Origin of the sequence: Providencia sp. wls1916 (assembly GCF_009706585.1) — a bacterium.
GTDB classification, from domain to species: domain Bacteria; phylum Pseudomonadota; class Gammaproteobacteria; order Enterobacterales; family Enterobacteriaceae; genus Providencia; species Providencia lanzhouensis.
In genome coordinates, this window is record NZ_WLUL01000009.1 from 429,931 (window position 1) to 445,725 (window position 15,795).

The 15,795-nt window shown below is 43.4% G+C and carries 15 protein-coding genes; 8 read left to right on the forward strand and 7 right to left on the reverse strand.

Annotation, left to right across the window (positions count from 1 at the left end):
• Positions 1–126 precede the first annotated feature (126 nt).
• Positions 127–1,593, forward strand: coding sequence for a beta-barrel assembly-enhancing protease (locus GKR61_RS05210; protein WP_154639594.1), 1,467 nt, complete (start codon positions 127–129; stop codon positions 1,591–1,593).
• Between the two features lie 12 nt (positions 1,594–1,605).
• Complete coding sequence (gene arsC, locus GKR61_RS05215) at positions 1,606–1,962, forward strand: arsenate reductase (glutaredoxin) (protein ID WP_154639595.1); 357 nt, start codon at positions 1,606–1,608, stop codon at positions 1,960–1,962.
• Between the two features lie 50 nt (positions 1,963–2,012).
• Here arsC (GKR61_RS05215) and hda read toward each other — a convergent pair whose 3' ends face one another.
• From hda to upp, 3 genes are all read right to left on the reverse strand, one after another.
• Complete coding sequence (hda, locus tag GKR61_RS05220) at positions 2,013–2,714, reverse strand: DnaA inactivator Hda (RefSeq protein ID WP_036953226.1); 702 nt, start codon at positions 2,712–2,714, stop codon at positions 2,013–2,015.
• 130 nt (positions 2,715–2,844) lie between these two features.
• Positions 2,845–4,140, reverse strand: a complete 1,296-nt coding sequence (uraA, locus tag GKR61_RS05225) for a uracil permease (protein WP_036953224.1) — start codon at positions 4,138–4,140, stop codon at positions 2,845–2,847.
• A gap of 76 nt (positions 4,141–4,216) precedes the next feature.
• The gene (gene upp / locus GKR61_RS05230) at positions 4,217–4,843 is read right to left on the reverse strand and encodes a uracil phosphoribosyltransferase (RefSeq protein ID WP_036953223.1); all 627 of its coding nucleotides are present in this window, start codon (positions 4,841–4,843) and stop codon (positions 4,217–4,219) included.
• A gap of 317 nt (positions 4,844–5,160) precedes the next feature.
• Between upp and purM the strand changes: the two genes are divergently transcribed.
• Together purM and purN are read left to right on the forward strand one after the other, a co-directional pair.
• The gene (gene purM, locus GKR61_RS05235; RefSeq protein WP_336426606.1) at positions 5,161–6,201 is read left to right on the forward strand and encodes a phosphoribosylformylglycinamidine cyclo-ligase; all 1,041 of its coding nucleotides are present in this window, start codon (positions 5,161–5,163) and stop codon (positions 6,199–6,201) included.
• The gene (gene purN, locus GKR61_RS05240) at positions 6,201–6,839 is read left to right on the forward strand and encodes a phosphoribosylglycinamide formyltransferase (RefSeq protein ID WP_154599196.1); all 639 of its coding nucleotides are present in this window, start codon (positions 6,201–6,203) and stop codon (positions 6,837–6,839) included. Before purM ends, purN begins: the two co-directional genes overlap by 1 nt.
• Positions 6,840–7,024: 185 nt before the next feature.
• Here the strand turns inward: purN and arsC (GKR61_RS05245) are convergent, their stop codons facing one another.
• The 3 genes from arsC (GKR61_RS05245) to GKR61_RS05255 are packed head-to-tail and all read right to left on the reverse strand — an operon-like array spanning position 7,025 to position 9,118.
• The gene (gene arsC / locus GKR61_RS05245) at positions 7,025–7,450 is read right to left on the reverse strand and encodes a glutaredoxin-dependent arsenate reductase (protein ID WP_154599195.1); all 426 of its coding nucleotides are present in this window, start codon (positions 7,448–7,450) and stop codon (positions 7,025–7,027) included.
• A 12-nt stretch (positions 7,451–7,462) separates the two neighbouring features.
• A complete protein-coding gene (locus tag GKR61_RS05250) occupies positions 7,463–8,752 on the reverse strand; it encodes an arsenic transporter (RefSeq protein ID WP_108478033.1) in 1,290 nt (429 codons plus the stop codon).
• A 45-nt stretch (positions 8,753–8,797) separates the two neighbouring features.
• Positions 8,798–9,118, reverse strand: a complete 321-nt coding sequence (locus tag GKR61_RS05255; RefSeq protein WP_036953213.1) for a metalloregulator ArsR/SmtB family transcription factor — start codon at positions 9,116–9,118, stop codon at positions 8,798–8,800.
• 347 nt (positions 9,119–9,465) lie between these two features.
• Between GKR61_RS05255 and GKR61_RS05260 the strand changes: the two genes are divergently transcribed.
• On the forward strand, positions 9,466–10,053 hold the full coding sequence (locus GKR61_RS05260) for a LysE family translocator (protein ID WP_154599194.1): 588 nt from the start codon (positions 9,466–9,468) through the stop codon (positions 10,051–10,053).
• Positions 10,054–10,100: 47 nt separating this feature from the next.
• Here the strand turns inward: GKR61_RS05260 and GKR61_RS05265 are convergent, their stop codons facing one another.
• Positions 10,101–10,997: a LysR family transcriptional regulator gene (locus GKR61_RS05265; RefSeq protein ID WP_036953210.1), complete on the reverse strand. Its 897-nt coding sequence runs from the start codon at positions 10,995–10,997 to the stop codon at positions 10,101–10,103.
• Positions 10,998–11,376: 379 nt separating this feature from the next.
• Here GKR61_RS05265 and speG point away from each other — a divergent pair, with 379 nt between their 5' ends.
• The 3 genes from speG to ppx all read left to right on the forward strand — a co-directional run bounded on the left by speG (position 11,377) and on the right by ppx (position 15,598).
• Positions 11,377–11,922 (forward strand): spermidine N1-acetyltransferase, encoded by a 546-nt coding sequence (gene speG, locus GKR61_RS05270; RefSeq protein WP_036953207.1) that lies wholly within the window; start codon positions 11,377–11,379, stop codon positions 11,920–11,922.
• Between the two features lie 69 nt (positions 11,923–11,991).
• Positions 11,992–14,061: a polyphosphate kinase 1 gene (ppk1, locus tag GKR61_RS05275; protein WP_036953204.1), complete on the forward strand. Its 2,070-nt coding sequence runs from the start codon at positions 11,992–11,994 to the stop codon at positions 14,059–14,061.
• A 4-nt stretch (positions 14,062–14,065) separates the two neighbouring features.
• Positions 14,066–15,598: an exopolyphosphatase gene (gene ppx / locus GKR61_RS05280; RefSeq protein ID WP_154639597.1), complete on the forward strand. Its 1,533-nt coding sequence runs from the start codon at positions 14,066–14,068 to the stop codon at positions 15,596–15,598.
• The last annotated feature ends 197 nt before the right edge of the window (positions 15,599–15,795 follow it).

Genomic DNA, 15,795 nt, shown 5'->3' on the forward strand with positions numbered 1-15,795 from the left:
TGTAAAACAAAGACAGTTCCTAAATTAAAGAAAATTATACCGAATAACAGATTTTACGATAGCTTTTGCTATCATATCTCCCAATTAATTCGTATTTTCTGTAGGTAATAAGTGAAGATATGCACTATGACTAAAAAATTGAAATATCCACTGCTCGCTATCCTGATGTCCGCACTTATCCATGGTGCTGTATTACCTGCCTATAGTGCTGTTGAAGATACCCTACCCGATATCGGTACAACCGCGGGAGGTACTCTCAGCATTAACCAAGAAATCATTATGGGTGATGCCATCACTCGTCAAATTCGAGGAAGTACTCCTCTTATTTATGACCCCTTACTAACTCAGTATGTGAATAAGCTGGGGCAACGTTTAGTGACGAATGCCGATTCTGTCAAAACGCCATTTAAGTTTTACCTAGTCAATAACCCGAATATTAACGCTTACGCCTATTTTGGCGGTAACGTGGTTCTTCACTCTGCGCTATTTCGTTATAGCCAAAATGAGAGCCAGCTTGCTTCCGTTATGGCGCACGAAATCTCTCACGTCACCCAGCGCCATCTGGCGCGAATGATGGAAGACCAGAAAGCCACAACACCGTTAGCTATCGCGGGGACTATCGGTTCTCTATTACTGGTGATGGCGAACCCGCAAGCCGGTTTTGCCGCATTAACGGGAACATTCGCGGGAATGCAGCAAGGGATGATCAGCTTTACACAAGCCAATGAACAAGAAGCTGACCGTATTGGTCTGCAAACATTGCGTCGTTCTGGGTTTGACCCTCATGCCATGGCTGATTTTATGCAAATCATGTCTGACCAAACCCGCTATATGTCTAAACCGCCAGAAATTTTGCTGACTCACCCCTTACCAGACAGCCGTTTAGCCGATGCCCGTAACCGTTCAAACCAACATCCGAAAGTCCATGCCCCATCTTCATTAGACTTTATGTTGGCACGCGTTCGTATTTTGTCTATGTACAGCCCTGCGGATCAACTCAATGCGCTGGACCAAATCATCGAAAACTACAGTAAAGGTAATGCTCAAGAGCAAATGGCCGCGAAGTACGGTAAAGCATTATTGTTATCTCAAGATAAAAAATACAGCGAAGCGGGCGTGATTATTTCTGAATTGTTAGCCAAACAGCCGGATAACCCATGGTTTATCGATTCCATGACCGATATCGATATTGAGCAAAAACAAGTCGGTAAAGCGGTCGCACGTTTGCAAGATGCATTAAAAAAATCACCAAAAAATACGGTATTTATTGTCAACCTTGCGAATGCATATGTCAGCAATGGACAGTATAAAGATGCCACTAATTTATTGAATAAATATACATTTGATTACCCAGACGACCCAATTGGCTGGGATCTGCTTGCCGAAGCCTCCGCAAAACTGGGGGATCGTAATGCAGAACTGGCGGCGTATGCCGAAGGTATGGCACTGCGCGGCAACTATGATACTGCCATCAATTATTTAAGCGAAGCGAGCCGTAAAAGCCGTTTAGGCAGTTATGAACAACAACGTTTTGATGCGCGAATCGATGAACTTACTCGATTAAAAGAGCGCGATAGCAACGCAAAACCGTAAGGAATAAAGATAATGACGGATTCAATTAAAATTTATCACAACCCTCGCTGCTCCAAGAGCCGTGAAACACTGGCTTTATTGCAAGAAAAAGGCATCACGCCGACGGTGGTTGAATATTTAACGACGCCACCTTCAATCGCTGAGATTGAAAAATTGCTGAAGATACTTGGATTTACCGATGCGCGCCAATTAATGCGCACCAAAGAAGATATCTATAAAGAATTGAAATTAGCGGATAACAGCGTCACTCAAGCGCAGCTTATTCAAGCCATGCATGATAATCCAAAGTTAATTGAGCGCCCGATTGTGGTGAAAGGTAAAAAAGCCAAGTTGGGTCGACCACCAGAGCAAGTGCTGGAAATTTTATAAGCAGGCTACTTGGCAGACAATAAATTGGCAGTCGATGGGCTGCCAATTTTTTATAATTTGAGAATGTCTTTAACGAAAGGAATAGTCATTTTACGCTGAGCGACAATCGAGGCGTGATCAAGCTTATTTAAGATATCAAATAAAGTGCCCATCTTTCTGTCTAACCGTTTTAATACAAACCGACAAACGTCTTCAGGCAATTCAAATCCACGAATACTGGCACGTAATTGCAGCGCACAAATTTTGTCTTCATCACTTAAAGGGTGCAGTTTATAAATTTGCCCCCAATCGAGACGAGAGGCTAAATCCGGCAACTTCAAGTCAATCTGGCGCGGTGGGCGATCCCCGGTGATCAGTAAACACGTTCGACCAATTTCTAAAATACGGTTATACAGATTGAAGATGGCCATTTCCCACTCTTCATCTCCCGCGATGCATTGAATATTATCAATACAGACCAGAGAAAGATGTTCCATACCTTCAAGCACATCAGGTACAAAGTAAGCGCGTTTATCCAGTGGCACATAACCCACAGCAACACCTTGCTCAGACAACTCAGCACATGCCGCATGCAGTAAATGACTCTTACCGCCCCCTTCTCTTGACCAGTAATAAATATAACTACCATGAGGCTGATTAATCGCCGTTTTGAGCGCAGAGAGTAATCCCTCATTTTCCCCTGCATAGAAGCTAGCAAAGGTTTCATCATCAGGAAGAGAAAGTGGTAATGAGAGTTGAGATGGTGTATTCAGAAGCGCCTCTGATTGTGCAGTTCAATTAACGCCATTGAGTTTATCATAAATAACAAGAAGAGATGAACAGCCTGGCGGTTAATTGCCGGAGCTTTAGCCACTCCGGCAATCTATTTTAGTTAATCGTGACTCATTTTTTATTTTCGTCTAAGACTTTCACTTCAGAAGTCACAAACTGTTTTTCTGGACGAACAAAGGTAATAAAGCGGAACAACAGCGCCATCAGAATACCGACGATTGTCGCCAATGCCATCCCTTTCAGTTCAGCTTGACCAATGTGGATCACTGCACCACTCACACCGATGATTAAAATTACTGAGGTTAAAATCAGGTTTTGTGGTTTGTTATAATCCACTTTCGAATCAATCAGAACACGAATACCCGAAGCTCCGATTACGCCGTACAGTAACAGTGAAACACCCCCCATAACAGGTACTGGCACTAATTGAATTGCAGCCGCTAATTTGCCCACGCAAGAGAGTAAGATAGCGATAATTGCCGCGCCACCGATGACCCACGTACTGTAGACCTTAGTAATCGCCATCACGCCGATGTTTTCACCGTACGTGGTATTTGGTGTCGATCCAAAGAAACCCGATAACACAGTAGAGAAACCGTTTGCGAACATAGAACGATGTAAGCCAGGGTTTTTCATTAAGTCGCGCTCAACGATATTCGCTGTCACCACTAAGTGTCCAACGTGTTCCGCAATGACCACTAACGCCGCAGGCAGGATGGTTAAAATCGCAAACCACTCAAAACGCGGTGTATAGAAAGTCGGAATGGCAAACCATGGCGCTTCGATAACCGGTGTAAAGTCAACAATCCCCATAAAGTAGGAAAGTGCGTAACCTGAGAGGAAGCCAATTAAGATTGGGATAATCGATAAAAATCCACGGAAAACCACGGCACACAAGATAGTGACCGACAATGTGGTGATCGAGATAATTAAGGTGTTTGAATCAACCGCGGCGCCTTCTTTAGGTAATAAGCCCGCCATACCCGCTGCCGTTTGCGCTAGTTCCAGACCGATAACCGCGACAATCGCCCCCATCGCTGCGGGGGGGAACATCACATTGATCCAGCCGCGCCCTGCCACTTTGACAATCAACGCTACGATACAGAACAGCACCCCACAGATAATAAACCCGCCAAGCGCTAGCTCATACCCAAGAGGCAGTAAAATTAATACCGGAGAAATAAAGGCGAAGCTCGATCCTAAATAAGCTGGGATTTTGCCCTTACAGATAAATAAATACAGCAGCGTACCGATCCCGTTGAATAATAAAATCGTTGCCGGGTTCACGCCAAACAAAATAGGAACAATAACCGTTGCCCCAAACATGGCAAACAAATGTTGAAAGCTTAATGGAATAGTTTGTAGTAATGGTGGTCTTTCTTCAACACTTATCGTGCGGCGTGTCATGCTCATCATCCTCTTATGCGTCGTGAATATTCTTTTTTTTATCAAAAAAAAGCCGACTCTTCAGTCGGCTTCATTATTATTTAGTACCAAATATCTTATCGCCCGCGTCTCCTAGACCCGGAACAATGTAACCTTCTTCATTTAAGTGTTGGTCAATTGAAGCCGTGTACAGTTCAACGTCTGGGTGCGCTGCTTCTAATGCAGCAATACCTTCCGGTGCAGCAACTAAAACTAAGACTTTAATTGAATTACAGCCGGATTTTTTCAGAAGATCGATGGTTGCAATCATAGAACCACCAGTTGCTAACATTGGGTCTACAATCAGCGCCATGCGCTCATCAATGTTAGAAACTAATTTTTGGAAATAAGGGACAGGTTGTAACGTTTCTTCATCACGGTAAATACCCACTACGCTGATACGTGCACTTGGGATACTTTCCAATACGCCATTCATCATACCAATACCCGCACGCAGGATAGGGACTACAGTGATTTTTTTACCTTTAATTTGTTCAATTTCTACAGGACCACACCAACCATCAATTGTTACTTTTTCAGTTTCTAGGTCAGCGGTCGCTTCATAAGTCAGTAGGCTACCAACCTCTGAGGCCAGTTCACGAAAGCGCTTAGTGCTTATGTCATGATCTCGCATCAGGCCGAGTTTATGTTTAACGAGAGGGTGTTTTACCTCAACGATCTTCATGGGTTTCTCCTACTTTTTTAAAACGTCACCGGACAAAAAAATCGCGGGATTATACCGCTTTTTTCCCTCAATGCCACTAGTATCATCTTGATTAAGGTCAAACAATCATCAATCAGGCGTTATTTGCTGAATTAGTATACACATAATATTTTTTATGGTGTAGGCAGCGAATAAAATCATGCGCTTTGCGTCACGACATCACGATTTATTGCATCAAATATTTCAGTCAGAAAGCTATCGCAAACGTTTGCGGAGCCTGATAGAATATCGGCAAATGAAGTTATCTTTTCCAAAATGCAATTGCCTTGGGGGCCGTAGTGACTGATAAAACCTCTCTCGGCTATAAAGATGCCGGTGTTGATATTGATGCAGGTAACGCATTGGTTGAACGAATCAAAGGTGTGGTGAAAGAGACTCGCCGTCCAGAAGTGATGGGAGGATTGGGAGGGTTCGGCGCACTGTGTGCCCTACCACAAAAATACCGTGAGCCTGTTTTAGTCTCAGGCACTGACGGTGTGGGAACTAAACTACGCCTCGCGATGGACTTAAAACGTCATGAATCCATCGGTATCGATTTAGTCGCTATGTGCGTCAACGACCTGATTGTCCAAGGTGCTGAACCACTGTTTTTCTTAGACTATTATGCAACCGGTAAGCTGGATGTGGATACCGCTGCAAGTGTTATCACGGGTATCGCGGAAGGCTGTAAGCAGTCTGGCTGTGCATTAGTCGGTGGTGAAACCGCTGAAATGCCAGGCATGTACCACGGCGAAGATTATGATGTTGCTGGCTTCTGTGTGGGTGTCGTTGAGCGCTCTGAAATTATTGATGGCACAAAAGTCAGTGCGGGCGACGCGCTGATCGCGTTAGCCTCAAGCGGTCCTCACTCTAACGGTTACTCATTGGTGCGTAAAATTCTGGAAGTCAGCAAAACCAATCCAGAAACCACGCAATTAGCGGGCAAACCGCTTGCTGACCACCTGTTAGAACCAACGCGTATCTATGTTAAAAATGTCTTAGAATTGATCGCTAAAAGCGACATTCATGCCATTGCACACATTACTGGCGGCGGCTTCTGGGAAAATATTCCTCGCGTTTTACCTGATAACACCCAAGCCATCATTGATGGCAACAGCTGGGAATGGCCTGCGGTATTCGAATGGCTTCAACAAGCAGGTGATGTTACCACTCACGAAATGTATCGTACATTTAACTGCGGCGTCGGTATCATCATCGCTCTGCCTCAAACCGAAGTTGAGTCCGCATTAAAACTGCTGACGACATTAGGCGAAAATGCTTGGCAGATCGGGACAATTGGCGAATTACCTGCGGGTGAAGAGCAGGTTGTTATCCGCTAATGAAAAACATCGTTGTTTTGATTTCAGGCAGTGGCAGTAATTTGCAATCAATGATTGATGCCTGCCAACGCCATGAGATCGATGGGCAAATCGTCGCAGTGGTCAGTAATAAAAGTGATGCTTACGGTTTGGTTCGCGCACAAGAGGCTGGTATTCCAGCCCTTTGTGTTAGCTCAAAAGCGTTCGCCGACCGCCAAGCCTACGATGCTGCACTGTTAGAAGCTATCGAGCAGTATCAACCGGATTTAGTGGTCTTGGCGGGGTTCATGCGTATTTTAACCCCTGAGTTTGTGAAACATTTCACAGGAAAAATGCTGAATATCCACCCTTCTTTACTGCCTAAATATCCGGGGTTACATACTCATCGACGCGCACTTGAGAACGGCGATAAAGAACACGGCACTTCCGTGCATTTTGTCACTGAAGAGCTCGATGGCGGTCCGATTATTTTACGGGGACATGTGCCGGTTTTGCCGCAAGATACTGAAGACGATTTGGTTGAACGCGTTAAACTCCAAGAGCACCTGATTTATCCTCAAGTTATTGCGTGGTTTGTTTCGGGTCGCCTCGTGATGCAAGACGGTAAAGCCCTGCTTGATGGCCAGCCGCTATCAGCGACAGGTTATCAAGCAAATTAATGCGCAGTTAGGTAAGTTTAAATGTATTCGCTCAGATTTGGTTGGCAGGTCTGAGCGAGTAATACAATCTCAGCCATTTGCCCTTTGTAAGAAATGTTTTGTCAGGCAACCCGAGAAGTAGTTTTGATCGGAAAGCGGGCGTCAGTGTGAAATAAACAGACACTCGATAATATTAATTCGAAAAATTATTTCACTCGTTTCCCTGTTTCATCTATAACCCTTTCACCATCCTCTTTAGTAAAAGAACCTTTCTGAGCTTCAGGTAGAATATCCAGCACAACTTCTGAGGGACGACAAAGACGTGTACCAAGCGACGTAATTACAATTGGTCGATTAATCAGAATAGGATGCTGAAGCATAAAATCAATCAACTGCTCATCAGAGAATTTGTCTTCATCAAGACCCAATTTCTCATAAGGTTCAACGTTTTTACGCAGCAATGCACGCACAGAAATTTCCATATCTGAAATTAGTTTAATAAGTTCATCGCGGGTTGGCGGCGCATCAAGATAGTAAATAATCGTTGGTTCATTACCGCTGTTACGTATCATCTCTAGTGTATTACGTGAAGTGCCGCAGGCTGGATTGTGATAAATAGTAATGTTGCTCATATCAATATCTCATTACAAAGTGATAGATAGCCGCCACGCTAGCGCGACCAGAGTAAAAAATAACACTGGTAGGGTCATGATAATGCCGGTACGGAAATAATACCCCCACGTGATTGTCATATTTTTCTGAGCCAGTACATGAAGCCATAACAGTGTAGCAAGACTGCCTATCGGGGTAATTTTGGGGCCTAAGTCGCAACCAATCACATTGGCGTAAATCATTGCCTCCTTGATGACACCAGTTGCAGCACTCCCGTCTATCGACAGCGCTCCAATCAGCACCGTCGGCATATTATTCATCATCGACGATAAGAAGGCGGTCAGGAAGCCAGTACCGAATGTCGCAGCCCATAAGCCTTTATCCGCCAGTATATTGAGTACGGAAGAAAGATAGTCAGTGAGTCCAGCATTACGTAGACCATAGACAACCAAATACATACCCAGAGAGAAAATCACGATCTGCCAAGGCGCACCACGAAGCACTTTCCCAGTATTAATGGCATCTCCCCTCTTGGCTACCACTAGCAATACCACTGCGCCAATAGCTGCTATCGCGCTGACAGGGATCCCCAGTGGCTCCAGAACAAAAAAACCAACTAGCAGGAACAGCAGAACAACCCAGCCAGCCCTAAACGTTGCAGGATCCTTAATCGCACTACTAGGAATTCTCAGCAAGGAAACGTCATATCTGGCAGGGATATCACGACGAAAGAAGAGATGCAGCATAACCAGCGTGGCAGCAATAGCCGCCAAATTCACAGGAACCATCACGGAAGCATACTGCGTAAAGCCCAGACCGAAGAAATCTGCTGAAACAATATTGACTAGGTTAGAGACAATCAGAGGTAAGCTAGCGGTATCAGCGATGAATCCTGCCGCCATGACAAATGCCAGTGTTGTTCCCTGACTGAACCCCAGAGCGAGTAACATTGCAATCACAATCGGTGTTAATATCAATGCAGCACCATCGTTTGCAAACAGTGCAGCAACCGCGGCGCCAAGCAGAACAATCCAGGTAAACAGCAGACGACCGCGCCCGTTTCCCCAGCGGGAAACATGCAATGCAGCCCATTCAAAGAAACCAGATTCATCTAACAGCAAGCTGATGATGATGATCGCAATGAATGCTGCTGTAGCATTCCAGACGATATGCCAGACGACGGGAATATCATCAAATTGGATCACCCCCGTTCCCAAAGCAAGCACAGCTCCAATACTTGCACTCCAGCCAATACTGAGTCCTCTTGGTTGCCAGATGACTAGAACCAACGTCAGTATAAAGATGCTTCCAGCAAGAAACATTTCCAGACTCCTTTATATATGTTTATGCGCATATAATTAAACTTATCAGCAAGACGTACATACGGATTTTTTCAAGCGTTCACGTATATCATCGCGCAAGCAGTGCCATGCCGTCGTTATTGTTTCACTCGCCCATGCGGGAATGTGAGGTGAGAGACGATAGTGAATCCATTTACCTTCTCGACGATCTAGCACCAGCCCAGCCTCACGCAGGATAGCCATATGGCGAGAAATTTTAGGCTGTGATTCAGTAGTAACCGCACATATATCGCATACGCACAGTTCACCCGATTCCCGGAGAAGCATAACAATGGTGAGACGAGTTTCATCCGATAAGATTTTAAAAAGCTGAACAGGTTGTAGCATTGTTTACTCCGTTTAGCACACCAAACACATATGGTATACCATATGTGTTTATTTTGAAATCATCAAAACATCTCGTAGGAGCAAACGTAATTATGGCTTGGTTCTGCGCATAAAGTGAGCACGTAAAGCGAATGACAAGACCTTGCTTTTCAACCCCCTGAAAATACGATGGTATTGTCTGATCGATACATGAAACGATAATGTGGAAAAATCAAATACACCTTTAAAGAAAACCGACTTAATTTAGCGTTTTTATTTCTATAACCTATAAAGACTACAGAAACTCAACCGGGTAATAAAAATTCGGTATATTTTTTATTGTGCGTTAATAAGAACGCGGAGAGAAAATGATTCTAATCTTTACTATGTTTATGTTTTCCTTAACGATGTCAATTTCACCAGGTCCTGTCAATATGGTCATTGTCTCTTCAGCGGCAAGCCATGGCGTTAGAAGAACTCTCCCATTTGTTTCAGGCGCCACAATCGGATTTACGTTATTACTTATATTTATCGGATTTGGTTTCTACACAGTCATCGATAAGCATCCACTGTTCCTCAAATACCTCAATATTACTGGATCAGTGTTTATAATATATATCGGTTATAAAATTGCCTCATCTCAGCCTGAGTTAACTTTGAATAAAGTTGATATCCCAAGTTTTACCCACGGTTTTTTGCTTCAATGGCTCAATCCAAAAGCTTGGATAGCTTGCGCTTCAGGGATTGCCTTGTTCTCTGAACCATCAACGCAAACTACACTAATAACCTTTATCATCATCTACTTTCTCGTGTGTTATTTCTCGTTGACTGCATGGGCTATTCTTGGGGACAAAGTTTCAATATTACTGAATAGCACCCAGAGAATTCGCATTTTTAATTTTTTGATGGGGGGAACATTAATTATTACAGCATGCTATCTGCTTTATTCCCAATAACTCAAATTGTCAGCTTCCATTAATACGCTAATCATTCAACAATTCAATCAATCCAATTGATGAGACTCAAACGCATTATAAAGCTTATTAATCAATGTGTAAGCAATACTGCTAGTCGATATATTGGGAGGCCAAATTGCATAAACTTTAAGCGGCTCTAATGACCACTCAGGGAGTACCTCTTGCATCTCTTCACGTTTAATGTCTCCTCTGCAGAGATAGAGGGGAGGTGCGGTTAGACCCACTTGCTGTTTTGCAAGGGCGTAGGCAGCCTCAACATTATCGACATTAACAGTTGGTGTGTACTTAATTAAAGCTACCTCCCCATTTTTGTGCTTAAATTCTCGAATACTCTGCCGCATAGTTAAACCAATCCAAGGCATTTTTTCTAAGTCCTTAGGATGGTTTACTGGCTTGTAATTTCTGAGAAATCGCTTAGATGCTACAACTTGTCTAGGCAATACAAAAAGATGTCGAGATTTGAGTGAACTGTCCGGAAGTTCCCCAATCCGAAATGCAACATCAATACTGTCCGCAATGATGTCTTTGCGTGTATCACTATAAGAAATATTCAGGCAAACATCTGAATATTCTTTTATAAAATCGGCAAGATGATGAGTAAAATCACTATTTAGAAAAACAGCGGGAATAGAAATATTCAACTTATTTGTTGTTGAAATGGCACGTTGCTTAAACTCAATAAATCCCTTTTCATACAACTCAAGCATGGAATTTGCTGTCTCAAGTAATTTGGCACCATCATGAGTTAGAGAGAGTTTTCGGGTATTTCGATATAACAATGCACTTCCAAGGTTTTTCTCAAGTTTAGATAAATGAGTACTTGCCGTTGCAGTAGTGAGCCCTAAAGCGTCTGCCCCTCCTGAAATTGAGCCTGACTCCACAATTTTTGCAAAAACAATCAGGTAACGGATATCATCTATCATTTATATACCTATGGACATGAATAAACTCTCAATTTGATATTCATCATACTATCGTATTCTACACCTAATTCGAAATGGCTATATTTTTATAAATAACACCAAAGCCTATCCTCTGAGAGCGATTCATCAACGCCCACTCATGGTACAAAGCGACCACACTGACTAGATTAATATCACAATCATCTCAGTGTACCGCTAACTACATGCTAATCATTCCCACTTAAACAAACTAATCTTCGACAAACTCTCCCTCACCCTGCTTTCTGTCATTATTTTATTGCAAATAAGTGGTATCCTTATTACAGCGCTAAGTAATTAATTTTCTAGTTGATACTTTCGCCTTAAATAGTTTTATAATTAACAACAATCGAGGTGTTTTATGACGACCGGGCAAGCTCATCTGTTTAGATTGCGCCCACTTGAGCGTGAAGATTTAGCTTTTATCCACCAGCTGGACAATAACGCCAACATTATGCGTTATTGGTTCGAAGAGCCTTATGAGGCATTCGTTGAGCTCAGTGATCTTTACGATAAGCATATTCATGACCAATCCGAACGCCGCTTTATTGTCGAATCTGACAGTGAAAAAGTCGGTTTAGTTGAGCTGGTTGAAATTGATTATGTTCACCGTCGTTCTGAATTCCAGATTATTATTGCACCCCGCTATCAAGGCAAAGGGTATGCAAGCCGCGCTGCAAAACTGGCCATGGACTACGCCTTTTCAGTGCTCAATTTGTACAAACTTTATCTGATAGTCGATAAAGAAAATGTCAAAGCTATCCATATTTATAATAAACTCGGCTTCCACACAGAAGGCGAGCTGATTGATGAATTTTTTGTTAATGGTCGCTACCACACCGCAATCCGTATGTGTGTGTTCCAGCACCAATATTTTGCAATGAAACAGCAGTCTGAAAACGCGTAAATAACGCAATAGAAGTCAAAGGTGATAATCGGTTTTTATCAGCATTAACCAGTCGAATACGGAGCAACAATGTCCCAAGAACGCCTCTATCATGAAAAAGAGCTCAGCTGGCTCTCTTTTAACGAACGAGTTCTCCAAGAAGCCGCGGATAAGCGGAACCCTCTTATAGAACGAATGCGTTTTTTGGGCATTTACTCCAATAACTTAGATGAGTTCTATAAAGTCCGTTTTGCGGATGTAAAACGTCGCATCTTAATCAATGAAGAGCGCGGTTCCGCCAGCGGTGCACGTCATCTACTCAAACGCATTCAATCTAAAGTGGCCAAACAAGAGCAAGAGTTCGACGTTCTCTACAACGACCTGCTCCTTGAAATGGCACGCAACCAAATATTCTTAATTAACGAGCGTCAAATTTCACCTCGTCAGCAAATTTGGTTACGCCAATATTTTCGCCAAAATTTACGCCAACATATCACGCCAATTTTAATTAATCGTGATACTAACTTAGTGGAATTTCTGAAAGACGATTACACCTACCTTGCCGTTGAAATTATTAATGGTGCTGAAGTGCAATACGCTTTATTAGAAATCCCATCGGATAAAGTTCCGCGTTTTGTTAATCTCCCGCCAGAGATGCCAAAGCGCCGCAAGTCAATGATTTTGATTGATAATATCCTTCGCTATACTCTCGATGAAATTTTCAAAGGCTTCTTTGATTACGACAAACTCAACGCCTACTCCATGAAAATGACCCGGGATGCGGAATATGATATCGCCACGGAGATGGAATCTAGCCTGCTGGAAATTATGTCATCCACGTTAAAACAGCGCTTAACGGCTGAGCCTGTTCGCTTTGTTTATCAACGTGATATGCCCGATGAAATGGTCGCGCTGCTACGAGAAAAACTGGGGTTATCAAGTGATGACTCGGTGATTGCGGGGGGGCGTTACCATAACTTTAAAGATTTTATTAACTTCCCAAATGAAGGAAATAAAAACTTACTCAACAAACCGCTACCGCGCTTACGTCACCGTTGGTTTGATAATTTCCGTAACGGATTTGATGCCATTCGCGAACGCGATGTGTTGCTCTACTACCCGTATTACACCTTTGAGCACACATTAGAATTGCTGCGCCAAGCGTCGTTTGACCCGAATGTGTTATCCATCAAAATCAATATTTACCGTGTGGCAAAAGACTCACGCATCATCGACTCGGTGATCCACGCCGCCCACAACGGTAAAAAAGTCACCGTGGTAGTGGAGCTGCAAGCGCGTTTTGATGAAGCCGCCAATATTCACTGGGCAAAACGCCTGACTGAAGCGGGTGTCCACGTTATCTTCTCCGCGCCAGGGCTTAAAATTCACGCCAAGTTATTTATTATCTCCCGCATGGAAGAAGGACAAATTGTTCGCTATGCCCATATCGGTACGGGTAACTTTAACGAAAAAACCGCTCGTCTCTACACCGATTACTCATTACTCACCTGTAATGAGCAAATCACCAATGAAGTGCGCCGAGTATTTAGCTTTATTGAAAACCCGTATCGCCCTGTAACTTTCGATAATTTGATGGTATCTCCGCAAAATACACGCACCAAAATCACTGAATTAATTGACCAAGAAATTGCGAATGCTGAAGCTGGGTTGCCTAGCGGCATCACGCTGAAAATTAATAATTTAGTCGATAAAGAATTGACCGATAAGCTCTATGATGCTTCTAATGCAGGCGTTAAAATTCGCTTGCTAGTGCGTGGTATGTGTTCACTTGTTTCAGGGCAACAAGGCTATAGCGAGAATATCCAGGTCACCAGTGTGGTGGACCGATTCTTAGAGCATGACCGAGTTTATGTCTTTACCAACGGCGGTGACGAAAAAGTCTTTATCTCCTCAGCCGATTGGATGACCCGCAACATCGACTACCGTATCGAGGTGGCTGTTCGTTTGCTGGATCCGCGACTTAAACAGTTGGTTTTAGATATCCTCGAATTACAGTTCAGTGATACCGTCAAAGCCCGCTTTGTTGACAAAGAACTCAGTAATCATTATGTTCCCCGCGGCAATAAGCGCAAAATTCGCGCTCAATTAGCTGTTTATGAATTTTTAAAAGCACTCGAAATGCCTGAAACAAGAGCTTGATACTATGCCAATTGCCAGTTCATCTACCCCAAGACCACAAGAAATTGCCGCAATTGACTTGGGTTCAAACAGTTTTCATATGGTTATTGCGCGTATTGTCAATGGAGCACTACAAGTTCTAACCCGTTTAAAAAAACGTGTTCATCTTGCTGATGGGCTGAGCGATACCAACGAACTCAGTGAAGAAGCCATGGAGCGCGGCTTAGCGTGTTTATCGCTATTTGCTGAGCGTCTACAAGGTTTCACGCCTGATAACGTCTGTATCGTCGGTACCCATTCATTACGAGTCGCCACCAACGTTGAAGAATTTCTACGCCGAGCCAAAGCCATTATCCCCTACCCGATTGAGATTATTTCAGGACAAGAGGAAGCGCGTTTGATTTTTATGGGTGTTGAGCACACGCAGCCGGAAAAAGGACGCAAACTGGTTATCGATATTGGCGGTGGATCTACGGAGCTGGTGATCGGTGAAAAATTTGAGCCGATTTTAATTGAAAGCCGCCGTATGGGCTGCGTTAGCTTCGCGCGTCACTATTTCCCTAATGAAACGATTTCCCCAGATAATTTTAATCGCGCTTATTTAGCCGCCTGCTTAAAATTGGAAAGCACCGCTACCCTGTTTAAGAAGCAAGTTTGGGACGTCGCGATGGGGGCCTCCGGCACCATTAAAGCCGCACATGCGGTGATTGTAGAGATGGGCGACCGTGATGGGATTATTACCCGCGAACGCCTTGAAAAAATAAAACAAATAGCATTGAAGTACAAAACGTTTAAATCACTAGAAATTCCAGGACTTTCTTCTGATCGTAAACAAGTTTTTGTGCCGGGTTTAGCTATCTTAATTGCGGTGTTTGATTCCCTCGACATCAAAGAATTACGGCTCTCAGATGGCGCTCTGCGTGAAGGTGTTCTCTATGAAATGGAAGGCCGCTTTCGCCACCAAGATATTCGGCAACGCACCGCATTAAGCCTTGCCGAACACTATAATATCGACCGAGAACAAGCTAAACGGGTTTTGAAAACCATGGAAGAGCTGTATTATCAGTGGCGCCAGCAGAACCCTAAACAGGCCAACCCGCAATTAGAATCCATTTTAATTTGGGCGGTTATGCTGCACGAAGTGGGATTAAGTATTAACCATAGTGGCATGCATCGCCACTCCGCTTATATCTTACAAAACACCAACTTACCAGGATTTAGCCAAGAGCAACAATTGCTATTAGCGACATTGGTTCGTAATCATCGTCGTGCCATTAAATACGATGAAATACCTAAATTTAACTTATTTAAACGCAAGCAATTTATGCCGTTGATACAGATTTTGCGCTTATCTATCTTATTGAATAATCAGCGCCAATCGACAACGACGCCTTCAACTATGCGCATTGAAACTGACGATGGTCATTGGACACTTTTCTTACCTGCTCAGTATCTCGCCCACAATGCGTTAATGCTGCTTGACCTTGAAAAAGAGAGTGCCTACTGGGAAGAGGTTCCAGGCTGGAAACTCACCATTTGCGCAGAAAATGAGCCATAGGCTTATATGACTCAAAAATGAATATGATTTAGAAAATAGAAATAAAAAATAATGATTTGCGGTCAGTGTTGTTTTGTTCTTCTTATTCGAAATATGAACAGATTTGATATTTTTTTGGGATCAGCGACAATACTGGGTAGAAGTTTCGTCACCTCGCAGGCGAATTAATTTAAAGCGCTTCGGCGCCGAATGGTTTA